Annotated in this window: 9 protein-coding genes; all 9 read right to left on the bottom strand. The window is 38.1% G+C overall.

The features are described from left to right. Nucleotides 1-51: 51 nt before the first annotated feature. Nucleotides 52-1,350, bottom strand: a complete 1,299-nt coding sequence (locus KMW37_RS19990) for a response regulator (RefSeq protein WP_215226412.1) — start codon at nucleotides 1,348-1,350, stop codon at nucleotides 52-54. Between the two features lie 85 nt (nucleotides 1,351-1,435). Continuing rightward, nucleotides 1,436-2,785, bottom strand: a complete 1,350-nt coding sequence (locus KMW37_RS19985) for a sigma-54-dependent transcriptional regulator (protein WP_215226411.1) — start codon at nucleotides 2,783-2,785, stop codon at nucleotides 1,436-1,438. Nucleotides 2,786-3,195: 410 nt separating this feature from the next. Further along, on the bottom strand, nucleotides 3,196-7,164 hold the full coding sequence (locus KMW37_RS19980) for a PAS domain-containing hybrid sensor histidine kinase/response regulator (protein WP_215226410.1): 3,969 nt from the start codon (nucleotides 7,162-7,164) through the stop codon (nucleotides 3,196-3,198). 350 nt (nucleotides 7,165-7,514) lie between these two features. Then, nucleotides 7,515-9,038 (bottom strand): sulfatase-like hydrolase/transferase, encoded by a 1,524-nt coding sequence (locus tag KMW37_RS19975; RefSeq protein WP_215226409.1) that lies wholly within the window; start codon nucleotides 9,036-9,038, stop codon nucleotides 7,515-7,517. 49 nt (nucleotides 9,039-9,087) lie between these two features. Continuing rightward, nucleotides 9,088-11,406 (bottom strand): GH92 family glycosyl hydrolase, encoded by a 2,319-nt coding sequence (locus KMW37_RS19970; protein WP_215226408.1) that lies wholly within the window; start codon nucleotides 11,404-11,406, stop codon nucleotides 9,088-9,090. Nucleotides 11,407-11,456: 50 nt separating this feature from the next. Beyond that, complete coding sequence (locus KMW37_RS19965; RefSeq protein WP_246581581.1) at nucleotides 11,457-13,049, bottom strand: sulfatase; 1,593 nt, start codon at nucleotides 13,047-13,049, stop codon at nucleotides 11,457-11,459. Nucleotides 13,050-13,339: 290 nt separating this feature from the next. After that, nucleotides 13,340-13,585: a YtxH domain-containing protein gene (locus KMW37_RS19960; RefSeq protein ID WP_215226407.1), complete on the bottom strand. Its 246-nt coding sequence runs from the start codon at nucleotides 13,583-13,585 to the stop codon at nucleotides 13,340-13,342. A 147-nt stretch (nucleotides 13,586-13,732) separates the two neighbouring features. Continuing rightward, nucleotides 13,733-14,191: a hypothetical protein gene (locus KMW37_RS19955; protein ID WP_215226406.1), complete on the bottom strand. Its 459-nt coding sequence runs from the start codon at nucleotides 14,189-14,191 to the stop codon at nucleotides 13,733-13,735. Nucleotides 14,192-14,444: 253 nt separating this feature from the next. Then, nucleotides 14,445-15,434: a 2-hydroxyacid dehydrogenase gene (locus KMW37_RS19950; RefSeq protein WP_215226405.1), complete on the bottom strand. Its 990-nt coding sequence runs from the start codon at nucleotides 15,432-15,434 to the stop codon at nucleotides 14,445-14,447. Nucleotides 15,435-15,456 lie beyond the last annotated feature (22 nt).

Below are 15,456 nucleotides of genomic sequence, written 5' to 3'. Positions count from 1 at the left end.
TTCCCAAAAATAAAAAACTGAACTTCAAGGCTCAATGCCAGGTATAAGGATTTAAATCAGCTTCACCTTCTTTAATTCCATATTTGCTTCTTCAACCACAGCCTCTATCCTACCCAGAATTTTCACTATCTCATCTTGGTTAAGCTCTCCTTCTTCCAGCAGCACTATATCCTCTTTGACCCTAGTAATTCCCATACTATTCAATGAGGGTTTTAATCGATGAGCTACTTTTTGAACCTCCGCTAAATCCCTATTCATTAAAGCCTCCCTCATTTCCTTAATGGAGGAATTAGAAACCTGAATAAATAAGGTTATCATGTTTTGCATGAACCCTAAATTTCCATTGCAAATGGTTTTTAATTTTTCGAGGTCATATAACAACTCCTCAGGAGACTCTACTGACTGAATTTTACTATTTTTCAACTTTTCAAATAATTCATATTCATCAAAAGGTTTAATCAGATAATCATTCATGCCTGTTTTACCGAGCATCTCCACCCTCATCATTTCCATCTCTGAAAATACACCGATGATGGAGATATCAAGCCCCCTCTTTTGCCTAATAATTTTGGCTGTTTCTAAACCATTCAATAAAGACAAATCATCACTCAATAGCACAAAGTCGACTGAACTCTCTTCCAACTTTTTCAAGACCTCCAATCCGTTATTACATACCTGAACCTCAGCTCCCTTTTCTTGAAAAAGCCCCTTGATCATTATTCTATTGAGCTCGTTTTGCTCCGCCAATAATATCTTCTTGTCCTGAATAAAATCAAAATCAGCATCTGCCGATGGCAACTGATCTTTAGGTTTTCCTATTTTAAAACTGATTTCTAGGCAAACTACTTCTTGCCACTCCTTATCAAGCGTATAAATTAACTGTCCCTTCAGCATGGGGATCAATTTATCGTCTGTAAATAGATTATAAAACTTAAAAAAACTTCCTATTGATTTATCAGCATCCTTTTGAAGGGATTCAGAGGGTAATGCCATTTTTAAATTATCATTCCCTATATCAGTAAGTTTAAGCTGAATAATTTGTGTTATCTCATTTTCTTCCTTTAACTCACAGCTAATTTCCAATCTACCCGTTTTGGAATAAAATAAACCTTGATAAATTAATTGACAAAAAACTTGATTTATCCTGTAAGGATCCCCTATGAGAACAGGAGAAATAAGGTGATCTATAAAAGCTAAATTCAGTAACTTTCCCTTTTCCTGAGCATGGGGATGCATAAATCCAATTGTTCTTTGCAATAGCTGCTTTAGATCAAAGCCTACATTTTCCAAAGAGACTTTACCTCTTTCTATATTCTGTTTATCTATATGATGATCTAAAATCCTCAGCAAAATTCAGGTATTAAAAAATTTAAAAACAATTAACAGATCTTTATTTTGACATAAAAACACTTTTATAAACACATTATTCTAAGCATTAAAGCTCCCCATCCTTTATCATTTTATAGATAGTACTCTTACCTATATCTAACTGTTTGGCTGTGCTGACCACATCATTATTGTTTTTATTCAAATAATATCTAATTATATCAGTGGTGTGATCCCTTAGAGACTTTTGCTCGGCTAGAAACATGTCTTCCCTCACTATGCTATTAAATGATAAATCGTCTTCTGTTATTTCCTGCTCATTCGACATAACTATAGCCAGCTCAATTACGGATTTTAGTTCACGTACATTACCCGGGTAATGATATTTCAGTAACTTATCCTTAGCATATTGATTTAAACCAATACTTGCCATTTTGTTCTCACGGGTAAACTCATCAATAAAATACTTTGCCAAGATCAAAACATCACTCCCCCTTTCCCTGAGAGGGGGCAGCAAAATGGGTAGCCCCATAACCCGATAATATAGATCCTCCCTAAACTCATTTTTCTTTACCTTTTCAGCCAAATCCTGATGGGTGGCGACTATCAACCTTACATCCAGTTTAATCCTTTCATTTCCTCCTACACGCGTGATTTCACGCTCCTGCAAAACCCTCAGCAACTTGCTTTGATTATTAAAGTCCAGTTCAGCTATTTCATCCAAAAAAATAGTACCGCCTTCAGCCTCTTCAAACTTACCTATTTTTCTAGCCACAGCCCCTGTAAACGCCCCTTTTTCATACCCAAACAACTCACTTTCTATTAGTTCACTGGGTATTGCTGACATATTTACGGCAACAAACTTTTTATTCTTTCTTTTACTATTATAATGGATGGCCTTGGCAACCACTTCCTTTCCAGTACCTGTTTCACCTGAAATTGAAACATTGATATTAGTTTTAATGGCTTTTTCAATTAGCCCAAAAACTTTTTGAAGTGAATCACTACTGCCAATAATGCTCTTTTGGAAATTGAATTTTTGACCCAATTCCTCCTTAAGGCTTTCTACCTCCTTTTTCAGGCTTTGGTTTTCCCTGATTCTGACTACACTGTTCCATAGCAGATCTTTGGTGGTATCATCCTTTATAAGGTAATCGCTCACGCCCATTTTGAGCAACTTGACCGCTACAGCAATGTCCTCTTGGGAACTTACCACAATAACAGGCAAGTCTGAATGGGTCTCCCTGATCTTCTTGAACAATTCATCACCCTTCATATCCGGTAAGGAAAAATCTAAAGTCACTACATCAGGCTTTTTATGCAAATTGGCCAAAAGCTCTTTACCCGTTTCGTATCGCATCACCTGATAATCTGGATTAAGTCCTAAATGGTACTCCAAGATTTGTCCATACCAAGGGTCATCCTCTACAATAAAAATTTGAAATCCGTTCGTTTTCATAACAATTAAAGAATTGGGGTAAGCCCCTTTCAAAAATCTAATATATGCAAAATATGAGTGGATTAAAGTACAGAATTTAGAATGAATTCCAAATTCTGGAAATCTGGCACAGATCAAAACCACTCAAGCAACTCATAATCAATGTATTAAAATCAAGGCATACGAATTGTAAATTAATTATCAAAATCATTTAGATTCTGGACAAAGAAAATGAACCCAGATAGAATTAGAAGGAAAAACAAACTGTAAGTATGGTCCTTCAAAATCTATCCAAGACAGAGGCTCGATGATTTTTCCAGAAAACATTGAAATGCTTAAAGTTAGATAGTAAAAGTTGATTGATCACCCAAACACCAACTCAATTACACTTTAAGTCAAGCTTTCGAGAGGGTAATCCCCTCCGAAAGCTTTTAATTTTTTATATACTGCTTTACAGCAGCTATAGAAACCTTCAGTTCTTCCAAAACCTTTTCCACCAATACAATAAGGTTCAAATCTTCAAAATCCTTACAACCTGATTTTTCTATTCCTCCTGATAATTCGGCTAGTTTTTCCATTCTTAGGGATCTAGATGAGCCATATAACTTATGTGCAGCAATGGTAAGTTGAGGATTTTTATCTTTTGACAATTGCGCAATATCCTGTAGGGAGCTTTCCAATTCCTTCACTCCAGATTTCAAAATGGTCTGGAACATTTCATTTTCAACCTCATTTATACCCAATAATCTCTTAAGCTGTTCAACATCAAAATCACTCATTGACTCCGCTTTAGAAGGCTTAAAGCTAGAAGTATATTCTTCCGGTTTTACAGTCCACTTCTCTAGTAATTTGACTAAATCTTCTTCCACAAATGGCTTGGCTATAAAGTCATTCATACCAGCTTTTAGGCACTTTTCTTTTTCGCCCTTAATGTTCCCAGCTGTTAAGGCAATAATCAGAATATTATTTTTATGGTATTTTTCCCTAATTGCAGCGGTAGCCTCGTAACCGTTCATTTCCGGCATTTGGACATCCATGAGAATTATATCAGGAAGTTCCTTAGAACAGATCTCCAAAGCCTCCTTACCATTAAATGCTTCCAAAATTTTAATTCCAGGCGAAAGGTTTTCCAATACGGTTTTCGCTAATAACATATTTATACTGTTATCCTCCACCAACAGCACCTTAGTGTTGCTTGGCAGTACTGAAGTCTCTTCTACTTTTTGATCCTGATTCTTCTTATTAATACCTTTTCTATTGATGGTCAAAAGTGAGTTGTACATATCCCTCAACTTGATGGGCTTCACTAATCTAAGCTGAACATTTAATTCCCTACATGCCTTGACAATTTTTTCGTCATCAGAAGAACTATGTAAAAAGATAATAGGCTCCTGATCAAAACTTTCCCTGATTTTTCTGATAGTCTCAATTCCATCCATCATGGGCATATGATAGTCCATCAGAATAACATCAAATTTCTCCCCATTGATCAGTCTTTGAATAGCCTCAAACCCATTTTTAGCCTGAACAGTAGAAATCCCCCTTAGTTCTAGCATTCGCTCCAGGATCATCCTATTATTCTCATTATCATCTACTATCAAAATACTTTTGATATCAAGCTCCTCATCCCACACCATTGGTTCGCCATGTTCACACTTCACTTTGAGGTCAAAATAAAAGGTGCTCCCCTTTCCCAATTCACTTACCAAATTCATCTTGCTTCCCATCATATGTAGCAAGCTATTTGAAATAGTAAGGCCTAGGCCAGTACCACCATACTTCTTGGTAGTACTAACATCTTCTTGAGAAAAGGCTTTAAATATTTTGTTTTGCTTGTCAGGATGAATACCTATGCCTGTGTCCTTCACAGAAAACCTGATAGCCATCTCACCATTTTTATTGGCTTTACCCAGTGGACTTAATTTCAACTCTATCTCACCTTTCTCAGTAAATTTGGAAGCATTTCCTAATAAGTTTACCAATACTTGCTTTAGCCTTACACTGTCCACCCATATATACCTAGGAATATCAGGATCGATATTAAGCAACATTTCAAGTCCTTTTCTATGGACTTCATAGGTGATGATATCACTTGCCTGGTTGGTAAGCTCGTACAGGTCATTCTTATCCACATCCAGATCAAGCTTACCAGCCTCTATTTTTGAGAAATCAAGAATATCATTGATAATGTTTAATAGAGAATTGCCGGATTGATTGACAATAGAAAGGTACTGAGCTTGGGTTTCTGTAAGTTCGGTTTTCAATACCAAGTCCGTAAAACCAATCACCCCATTTAATGGTGTCCGGATCTCATGGCTCATATTGGCCAAGAATTCCGATTTGGCAATACTCGCCTGTTCAGCAAGCACTTTTGCCCTTTTCAGTTCTTCTCTTTGAAGACAGGCTTCAGTAATGTCCTGAGTAAGCATCATTATACCGCCAATCTCCCCATCAAACTGATACCAGGGTCTAACTTCCCACCTCAAGTATTGGTCATGATCCCAGCCAGGTGGTCTCCAAACATCCTCTTCATTGCTGATCACTTCTCCCTTCAAACACCTGGAATGAATGCTCTTCCATTCATCAGAAATACCAGGGAATACCTCATAATGAGACCTGTTTTTCAAATCTTGTCCCTGTAACTTATATTCTTCCAGCCACCTATTTGAATAAGCAACATATTTGATCTCAGTATCAAACATCGCCACTGCTGCAGGCGCGTGCGTAACAAATGCATTTAATCTGGCCTTCTCGATAATGAGCTGCCTCTCTGCATCTTTACGTTCAGTTATATCAGTTGCAATACCCAAATACCCTTCAATATCTCCCTTTTCATCTCTAATGGTTGTAACTGCAAGGGAAACATAAAACCTTGAACCATCCTTTCTTATATAAGTCCACTCTCTTTCTTCCGCTCCCTCTAATTGTGATTTATATACAAATACCCTAAAGCCCTCTATTTTCTCTCCATATTCTTCACTTAATTCTTCTCCCCGCTTAGCTACCTCATTTGGATCGTGAATTATTGCAGGGCTTTGTTTATTCACCATTTCATCAGCACTATAGCCCAACATTTTTTCTGCCCCTCTATTGAAAACGATGATCATTCCATATTTATCAGTAGAAATGATACTCACTTCGGAAGAAGCATTCTGGACGTCCTCCAATAACTTCTTAGACCTTATGATTTCAATTTCTGAATGCTTTTTTTCATTGATATCTTGGAATGTCCCAAACAGCCTTACACAGATGCCATTTTTAAACTCAGGATGTCCAATGGCCCTAACCCATTTCTCCTTGCCCTTAGCAGTAATTAGTTGTAACTCCAGATCGTAAGGCTTTCCTTCACTAGCAGCTAATTCAACTGCCTTGATAATCTTATTTCTACTTTCACCTTCTTTATAAAAATCAATGGCATCATCAATATCAGGCTGAAAATCCTCATCTACCTCATGAATTTCTCTGGTTACTTTTGACCAATGGATTTTATTCTTCTCAAAATCACATTCCCAACCTCCCACTCTTGCCATTTCATTGGTTTGCTGTAAAATTTCCTTAAGCCGGTTATATTCCAGCTCCAATTTATTCCTCTCTGTGATATCCAATGCATTGCCCAAAACATATTCAGAACCATCTTTTCCTTTCTCCAGCACATTTGAAAACAACCAGATTTTAGGTTCTCCAGACTTATTCAGGATTTTCATTATCCCTTGGGCAAACCCTTTTTCTTTTATTGAAATAAGGTAGCCTTCAAACCCTTTTTGATGATTTAGGGGCATTAGGCTCTGCAATTCTCTACCAATCAACTCCTCTTTTTTGTAGCCCAGGCTGTTCGCGCTGGACTCATTGACCATCAATAACTTACCCGAGAGATCATGAATACACATCAAGCCCAAGGAGTTTTCAAAAAATTTCCTAAATCTATGCTCTTCAGCATCGCTCTCATCTTCCGTTAGGGCCAAACTCTCCTTGATTTCCTCCAAAATCAGTTCCATGGATTTCCGCTGACTTTCACTGTATTGCTGATCAGAATCACCCAAAAGAACCACCCAATATTTTAAATACTGATTTTCATTTTGAATTGGTGAAATTGAGCAATACTCCATGAAATAATCACCACATTCAAATCCATTTGTTCCTTCCAACTTACCATATTCCATTCCTTGAGGAAACTTTAGACAAAGTCCCTTGAAATCAAGCCTTTGAACATTGAATTCCTTTTCATCTATACCAAGGGCTTTTACAAGCTCGAACTGATCCTCAAATTGCTTAAGAATAAGTGCAACGGGTAAGTCAAGACTTACCCTTAATAACTCCAACAACCTCCCCAACTTGAGTATGATTTGATTACTATAAGACGCATCAGATTGACCATTAATGTTTAGAACAGGTTGCTTCATAATTGAGAACAAAAGCCGGTTAAGCTAATCGAAATATGATTTTTTGTTTTTACACACAAATAAAACGCTCTTAAAAACAAGCGCTTTAAACTATTAAAACGGTAGATTAAAAGATAAGACTATAAAAAGGATTTTGGAAATAATTTCAATCAAAACAAGTTTAGCTCCTATTATAAAATTGCTCTAAACGTGTATAAACATCATCAATTTGTAAACAAAATCCACTCTTGATCTATAACAAAAATTGCTTCTAGTCATTACTTATGATAAAGTAATGACTAGAAGCAATATCCAAACTTCAATTTATCAAAAGCTTTTACACCGTGTTATGATGAATTGTATTTTCGCTTTTATAACAGGGAATAAAAGGGAGTCAGATCAAGCGGATCATCCATTTCTTTCTGTAATTTCAGCAAATCTTCAAATAAACCTTTGACCCTTTCTGCTTGTTCAGGATTTCCAGCCAAATCGTTCATTTCCAAAGGATCATTTTCCAAATCAAACAACAATACCTTATTGATTTTTGGGTAAACCAATAGCTTATATTTATCCTTACGGATCATTCTTTGATAATCCACATATGCTCCATATATACCTTTTTCATAGGCTCCTTCTTGCGTTTCATTCTTGGCCAAGGATAAAAAGCTGTTGAACTCAACATAATCTGGCTTTTCTATCCCAGCCAACTCCAAGGAAGTGGCCATCACATCTTGCAAATAGATATCATTATCCACTTTATTTCCTTTAGGCAAATCAGGGCCCATGGCCATGAAAGGCACACGAATACTGTGATCGAATAAGCTTTGCTTCCCTAGCAAACCATGATGCCCCACAGCTAAACCGTGATCTCCAGTAAAAAAGATATAAGTGTTTTCCAATTCTCCTGATGCTTCCAAAGCATCTAATATTTCCCCTATTTGCTCATCCAAATGGCTAATAATGGCATAATATTCCTTCTTATGCGTTTTTATTGCCAATTCAGTCCTTGGAAAAGGTCCCAAAGCCTCATCCCTTAACCCTATTGAATTTCCAATATCATCTTTATAAGGGTACTCAGGCAACCAGTTTTCCGGAAGAGGTATATTCTCCAAGGGATATTTGTCCAAAAACGATTGAGGTGCCTGCCTTGGATCATGAGGAGCATTAAAGGCGATATACATAAAAAAAGGATTCTCTTTCTTTCTGGCATCATCCAGAAATGCTAAAGCATCATCCTTAACCACCTCACTCCAATGTTTTCCACCTTCCCAATAACCACCATTGCTCGGGTCAGAGGATGACCATAAAGTATCAATTTCGCTCAAAGGTCTATAATAACCTTTCGGTCGTAAATCAGCAATATTCTCTCCATTTTTCAAAGCCTCTTTAATATCGGGAACAACCTTTCCTAAGTTTCCGCGAAGATCATTGGGCATTCCGGGACGGATATGCTTGGCCACTTGAAAAACTGTTTCAGCAGGGGCGTTAACGTGCCATTTACCCGTCATATAAGTAGAATAGCCTGCATTTTCCATCAACCGTCCCCAAGTCTGCTGTAGTGACAATGAATCTCCCTCTGTCCATTTTTTTGATACCTCTTGGGCTCTCCAAACATGCCGTCCAGAAATCATCATTGCACGAGAAGCTACACAAATGGCCCCATTCCAGCCACCCATATTGTAGGCATGGGTAAAAGAGGTTCCTCCATTTACCAGTCGGTCTAAGTTGGGAGTTTCTATCACTTCATTTCCCAGTGCATGGATCGCTTCAAAAGTATAGTCATCAGCAAACAGAAATAAGATATTAGGCTTTTTCACTTGTTTCTCCTTCGGCTGCTGACAACGCCATAAGGACAGGGCAAGCATTATAATTAGTAGGCTTTTTAAACGTATCATATCTTTTACTTTTAAAAACTTCTTTTCTTGATGAGGCTTATGAGCAATCTCATTTTATTCCCCACTCTTTATTAGGTTGTACACCTAAATTAATTTCAAGCTTGCCCCCTTTTGCAAATAATTCATGCGGAAAACGATAACTGCTCCACTCTTCTCCATTGAGCTTTGCAGACTGGATATAGACATCTTTATGAAAATCATTTGCCTCCGTAATGATTTCAAACTTATCTCCAGGATAATAATCATTATTCAAGTCAATGGAAACCTTATTGAAAATTGGGCTTGTAATTTCATACTCTGATTGAATAGCAGTACCACCATCTACTTGGAAAATCCCCATTGCCATCAATACACCTAGTGCTCCCATTTGGCCTTGATCTTCATCACCATTATACCCACCATACGGGCTTGTATCTCCAAAGGTGATTTCTTTGACTTCTCTTACCCAATACTGGCTTAACCAAGGTTTTCCAGCATGATTGAACAAATGGGCCATTTGACATGAAGGTTGATTTTCATAATCCACCCAGCTTTCTGCATGCTTTCCATGGTCAGTGATAAAATTGTTTCCTCTTGCCTTTTCAAAATACCCATTGAGCATTTCTGTATACACTTCATTTCCACCAAACAATTCAATCAGGCCTTGCATGTCATGCGGAACAAAATGGGAGTAAATTGCTGAATTACTTTCGCAAAATCCAAGTGTATTAAATCCTTCGCCTATCAATGCAAAATCAGGTATCCATTTACCATCCATATCTTTAGGGTGAATGGCTTTGGATGCTGGGTTCCAAAGATTTCGGTAATTCTGGGACCTTTTCATAAGCATTTCATAATCTTCCTCCTTGCCCAGCACCTTGGACAACTGGGCCAAGCACCAATCTTGGTAAGCATATTCCAAAGTCATGGACGCCCCATCTTTGTGGCCACCATTTCCTTCTACTCCCTCCGGTACATATCCTCTGCTTTCATAATATTTCATTCCACCGCCAGTAGGGGTCAAGTCATGTTCATACCCTGCTCGATCCCTGATTCCGGCCACAAAGGCATTTTTCATCAAACCTTCATAGGCCTTGTCAATATCATATCCTCTAATCCCTTTGTTATAGGCAGTAGCGAAAAATGACGTAGCTGGATCGCCTATCATCACATAAGTATAATTCCCTCCAGAAGGACCTCTAGGGATCAATCCACCATCATTATACATATTCACCATGCTGCTGCAAAAACCATCCATGATCTCCGGATAGGCCATTGACCATAAAACATTCAGGGTCCACTGGCTGCCCCATAAAGCATCAAAATTATACTGCGGAAAAACAGGTTTCCCTTGGTCATCCAAAGGCACCTTTCTGATTCTAGGACTCTCCCCAGTCATATCACAGTAATCCCCATTAACATCACTCACAACCCTTCTCCCTAACAAAGCATGCCAAAGATCAGTGTAGAACTTGATCTTTTCTTCTTTTTTGCCTCCTTCAACTTTAATTCGGGAAAGCTTTTCTTCCCATTCCATTTCTGAATCCATTACCACTTGGTCAAAGTCCCAATGTGGTAATTCCTCTTCCATATTTTTCCACGCGTTTTCCAAACTGGTATAGGAAATGGCCACTTTCATCTTGACGGGTTTCCCTTCAATATGTAGCTTGACATAGGCCCCATTATTCTTCCCATTTACAGTTCCATTGGCATTTAGAAGCTTACCATCTTCCCATCCACCGAACTCTTCAATAGAATGATCCAATTCTGCAGCAAAATAAACGTAAGTAGACTTGGGTCTTCTCCTAGTTCCACCCATCAAGGAAAATCCTTCTAATTTACTTTCACCAACTTTCCTTACCATAGAAGAATCCACCTTACCATGAGCCAAAAACTCTCCAGTGTGAAAACTAATATAAGCTTCTTGGCCTGCTGGGAAGGTATATTGATGAAAGCCTACACGTTGTGTAGAGGTCAATTCTGCCTTGATACCATAGCGGTCCAGGTTGATTTGATGATATCCGGGTTTTGCAATTTCCGAGGCATGGTCAAAGGATGATTTGGTAGCCTCCATCCCCATATGCCCTTCAAACTTCCCGGATGTAGGCATTACCGGAATCCCCGCCATTTGCCATGCGTGGACATGACTGAAACACCTCACCTCAGTGCTGTCATACAAATAGCCACTATTCCAGCTCCCTTTAGTCCAAGTGTCAGGACTTAAGTTCACCATCCCAAAAGGCCTGCTTGCTGATGAGAAAAAAAACCAGCGGCTCTTATGTGTATCAATAAAAGGGTTTACATAATCAATCAATTTTTCCTCTGCCACCTCTTTACAGCTAAAGAATAAAGGGAGGCAGACAAAAATCAAGTGCTTTAGTTTGAACATAAATTAATTAAAAGGTTGTTGGGTTAGTTATTAATTAAATCAATGGAATCTTAGTCTTTAATGACTTTTGAACCCCACCAATCTGAATTCGGTTGCCAATCGGTTTTAAACATATTCATCCTTTGGCTTTCCAATTGAGGTAATCTGATTTCCTTAGCTTTGTCAAGTACTTCCTGTTCTTTACTGGCATCATATTGAGGATCAGTCTCGGGTAAATTAGCTTCAGTATTTTTCAGTCTCTCTAAAAGTTTTTGCTGTAGCTTCTTGGTTACTTTAGGTTCCAAGGAAGCTAAGTTCTCGTGTTCAAAAGGATCTTGTTCTAGATCATAAAGTTCCGCTTGTTTATCCTCCCAATAGTAAATTAATTTCCACTTGCCTTCTCTTATGATAGAGCTTGGGTCACCTCCTTGATTTCCATAATGAGGATAATGCCAATAGAGGCTTCTTTTTTTCATGGACTCCCCTTCCATCACTGGAAGTAAACTTACTCCCTCTACTCTATCACTTTTTACTTCAGCACCAACCAAATCCAATATTGTAGGATAAAAATCAATTCCACTTGCAGGGTAATCAATCAGCATATTTGGAGTCATTCCGGGAACTTTGATAAAGTAGGGTACGCGAAGCCCTCCTTCCCATTGATATCCCTTTCCTCCTCTTAGCGGCAAATTGGAAGTAGAATAAGCATCGCCTGAAGCTACACCACCATGATCGGAGGTAAATACTATAATTGTATTTTCATCCAAGCCTGTTTCTTTTAGCGCATCCATCACGATTCCAACCGCTTCATCCATGGTCTCAACCAATCCTGCATAAACAGGATTGTCCTGAACCTCTCTGATAGGCAATCTTCTTTCCATGGAATAGGCACTTTCCGCCACACCATTTTGGACAGCTTTCTCCCTATATTTACTCCATTTCTCTTCTGTAGTTTGGATTGGACCATGAACGGCATAGAAGGCCAGCATGGCAAAGAAAGGTTTTTCATGCACCCCTTTGATATATTGAGCAGTTTCTTTGGCCAACCTGATACTTAGATTTTCTCCATCAGGGCCTTGCTCCAGCCGGGGATTTACATAGGGTGCAAAATACCCTCCCATAGGGCTACCCTTTTCCCATCCGCCTTTGTTGATGTCAAAACCGTGATCTTCTGGGTAAGAACCTTCATCACCCAAATGCCATTTACCTGCATAAAAAGTAGCGTAGCCTTCTTCCTTCAATGCTTCAGGAAGGGTAACAAAATCACTACCTAACTGGTGCTCGTAATGAGGAGGCAATAATTTGGTTTCCCTGCCATAAGACCTCCATTGCTCTCCTTCAGGAGCTCCTATCCAATCTGTGATCCCATGAACATCAGGACTAACACCAGTCATAATACTTGCCCTTGCCGGACTACAAACTCTTGCAGCAGTATACCCTTGAATAAATTGGAAAGATGACCTCGCCAATTCATCTATATGAGGACTTTCATAAAAAGTACTTCCTGTAACACCCAGATCATGGTAGCCCAAATCATCAACCAGAACAAAAACTATATTAGGTTTTTCCTGAGCCTCAACGGTAGAACTAGAAAACAAAACACTACACCCGGTAAGTACTGAGGCCATCACAAACTTAGCCCCTTTCATTCTATTAAATTTCAATGTTATTCAATTTTGATTCAAACTTTAAAAATACTAATAATAAACAAATGCTCTCATTTTGCCGAGAAAAAAAAGCAATTGAAAATAATTTATTTTATAAACGGTCAACTTTAAGAAACATTCCATTTCAAATAAGCATTTAGTGACCAATATTGAGAAATGAAATTTACAAAACGCTTTAGTCTCCTCTATTTCGCTTTCATCCAAAACCTAGGCTATAAATTCCCTTAAAACAAAAAAACCTCCTCAATTCGATGAGGAGGCCTGTTCAATCTAGCGATTCCTAAAACTCAGGACTCGTTGTTTACAATTGCTTCTTTTTTCATTTTGATCTTTTGTGAAAGCTCATTGATCGAACCTTTCAATTCATCAAACTTCTTGTCCATTTTACCATTTAAGGAGTGGGCCAAGTCTTCACCTTGTTTTTGAAATTTTTTCCTAGTCTTTCCACCTTCATCTGGAGCAAACATTACCCCTAAGGCTACACCGGCAAGCAATCCTGCTGCAACTCCTAACAATACTTTTCCTTCACCCATAATTTTACAATTTTTAGTGGTTAATAATTTCAATAAAACATTTATTTCATCAAAATATCTGTCTGGTTTAAAAATCAAATATTCTGATATTCAATAATAAAACAACAACCATGCTAAAAAGCCAACTCGAACTGTTTTTTAAAGAATTTATTCCTTTCCTCCTTCAGATTGAAACTGCTCCAAACCATCTTCTACCAATTGAAAAATAATCCTTTTTAATTTTCTGAAGTCCTTTGCAAGAACTGACAATAGATATTCTAATTCTCCGTGATTGGAAATAATACTTTGATTGGCCGTATTATTATTGGACTTTAAATGCTCGCTGATCGCTTTCATTTGACGGTCTATCTTAAAATCCACTTCCTCCCTCCTTCTATCCAAAATCATTAGCCTGTTCTCTATTCTCCTCACATGATTGATATCAATATCCTCAATAAACCTGTTGAAATATTTTCCCAAAAGATCCTTAAGGAACCTGACTTCATCTTTATAGAAAGCCAAATCTGAACGCCAATGTTCACCTAGGGCGTAATAACTCGTTAATACATCCCCATTGAGATTTACATTTAATCCAATACCGGACTGCACTCCTATTACCCCCGCCATAACCATTCTTTGTTTTTTCCTTCAAATAACCCTTGCTGTTAATCCAGTTAGAAGCATTGCCAAATGCTACTTTTAGATAAACTATTTATTATAGTTTATACCCATACATCCGATTAATTGATTCTTCCATTATTTAAAGCATTAAAGGTTTAATCCAACCTCTGATTTGCTTTATCTTAATTTAACCAAATACCCCGCTATTGGCAATATTTTTATGAAAAATATCCCTATTTCTTTACCTAGACCTGTTCTCTCATACTTTCAATTCATTCGGACTGGGTTTATTCCTATCCCAGCAATCCAAATTGAACGCTGTTACTTCAGCAATTTTTTCCAAAGCCTCCGTGGTTAGAAAAGCCTGATGACTGGTGATCAATACATTTTGAAAGGTCAGCAGGCGGGCAATCACATCATCCTGAAGAATATCTTCAGAATGATCTTCAAAAAACAAATCTTCTTCTTCCTCATAAACATCCATTCCCATTGCCCCTATTTGCCCACTTTTTAGCCCCTCAATGACGTCCAAAGTATTCACCAATGCACCGCGGCTTGTATTAATCAGCATCACCCCCTTTTTCATGGTGGAAATACTTTCCTTATTAACCATATAGCGCGATTCTGGGCTAAGTGGTAAATGCAGGCTTATGATATGAGAAGACTGACATAATTCCTTAAAATCGACATACTTTACCCCATATTTTTCCACCAATGATTCATTGATATAAGGATCATAAGCTAAAATCCGACATCCAAATCCTTTTAAAATGGCCGCCACTTTACTTCCTATTTTCCCCGTACCGACTACACCAACTGTTTTGCCTTCCATATCAAAACCTACCAAGCCATCCAAAGAGAAGTTCAAATCCCTAATACGATGGTGTGCCCTAGGTAATTTACGGTTCAAAGCCAGCATCAGCGCTACAGTATGTTCAGCAATGGCCGCTGGTGAGTACTCTGGTACTCTTGCCACCTTTATCCCAAGTTCCTCAGCCTTTTTTAAGTCCACATGATTGAAACCAGCTGATCTTAATGCCAAATATTTCACGCCTAATTGACTTAATTTTTCCAATACCGGTGCCGAGGCATCATCACTTACAAAAATCGATACGGCATCACATCCTTCAGCAAGTCCTACCGTATTCACAGTTAACCTGGCATCGATCAATAGAAGCTTGTGATTGGGAATGGCGGCCTTCAAATAGCTTTGTTCGAATTTATGCGCACTAAAAACACTTACTTTCATTGGAGTATAAGTTAAAAGCTGT

Source organism: Echinicola shivajiensis (assembly GCF_018642165.1).
Lineage (GTDB): Bacteria > Bacteroidota > Bacteroidia > Cytophagales > Cyclobacteriaceae > Echinicola > Echinicola shivajiensis.
Note: the sequence above shows the minus strand (reverse complement) of the source record. Positions and strands in the feature narration are given on the sequence as shown.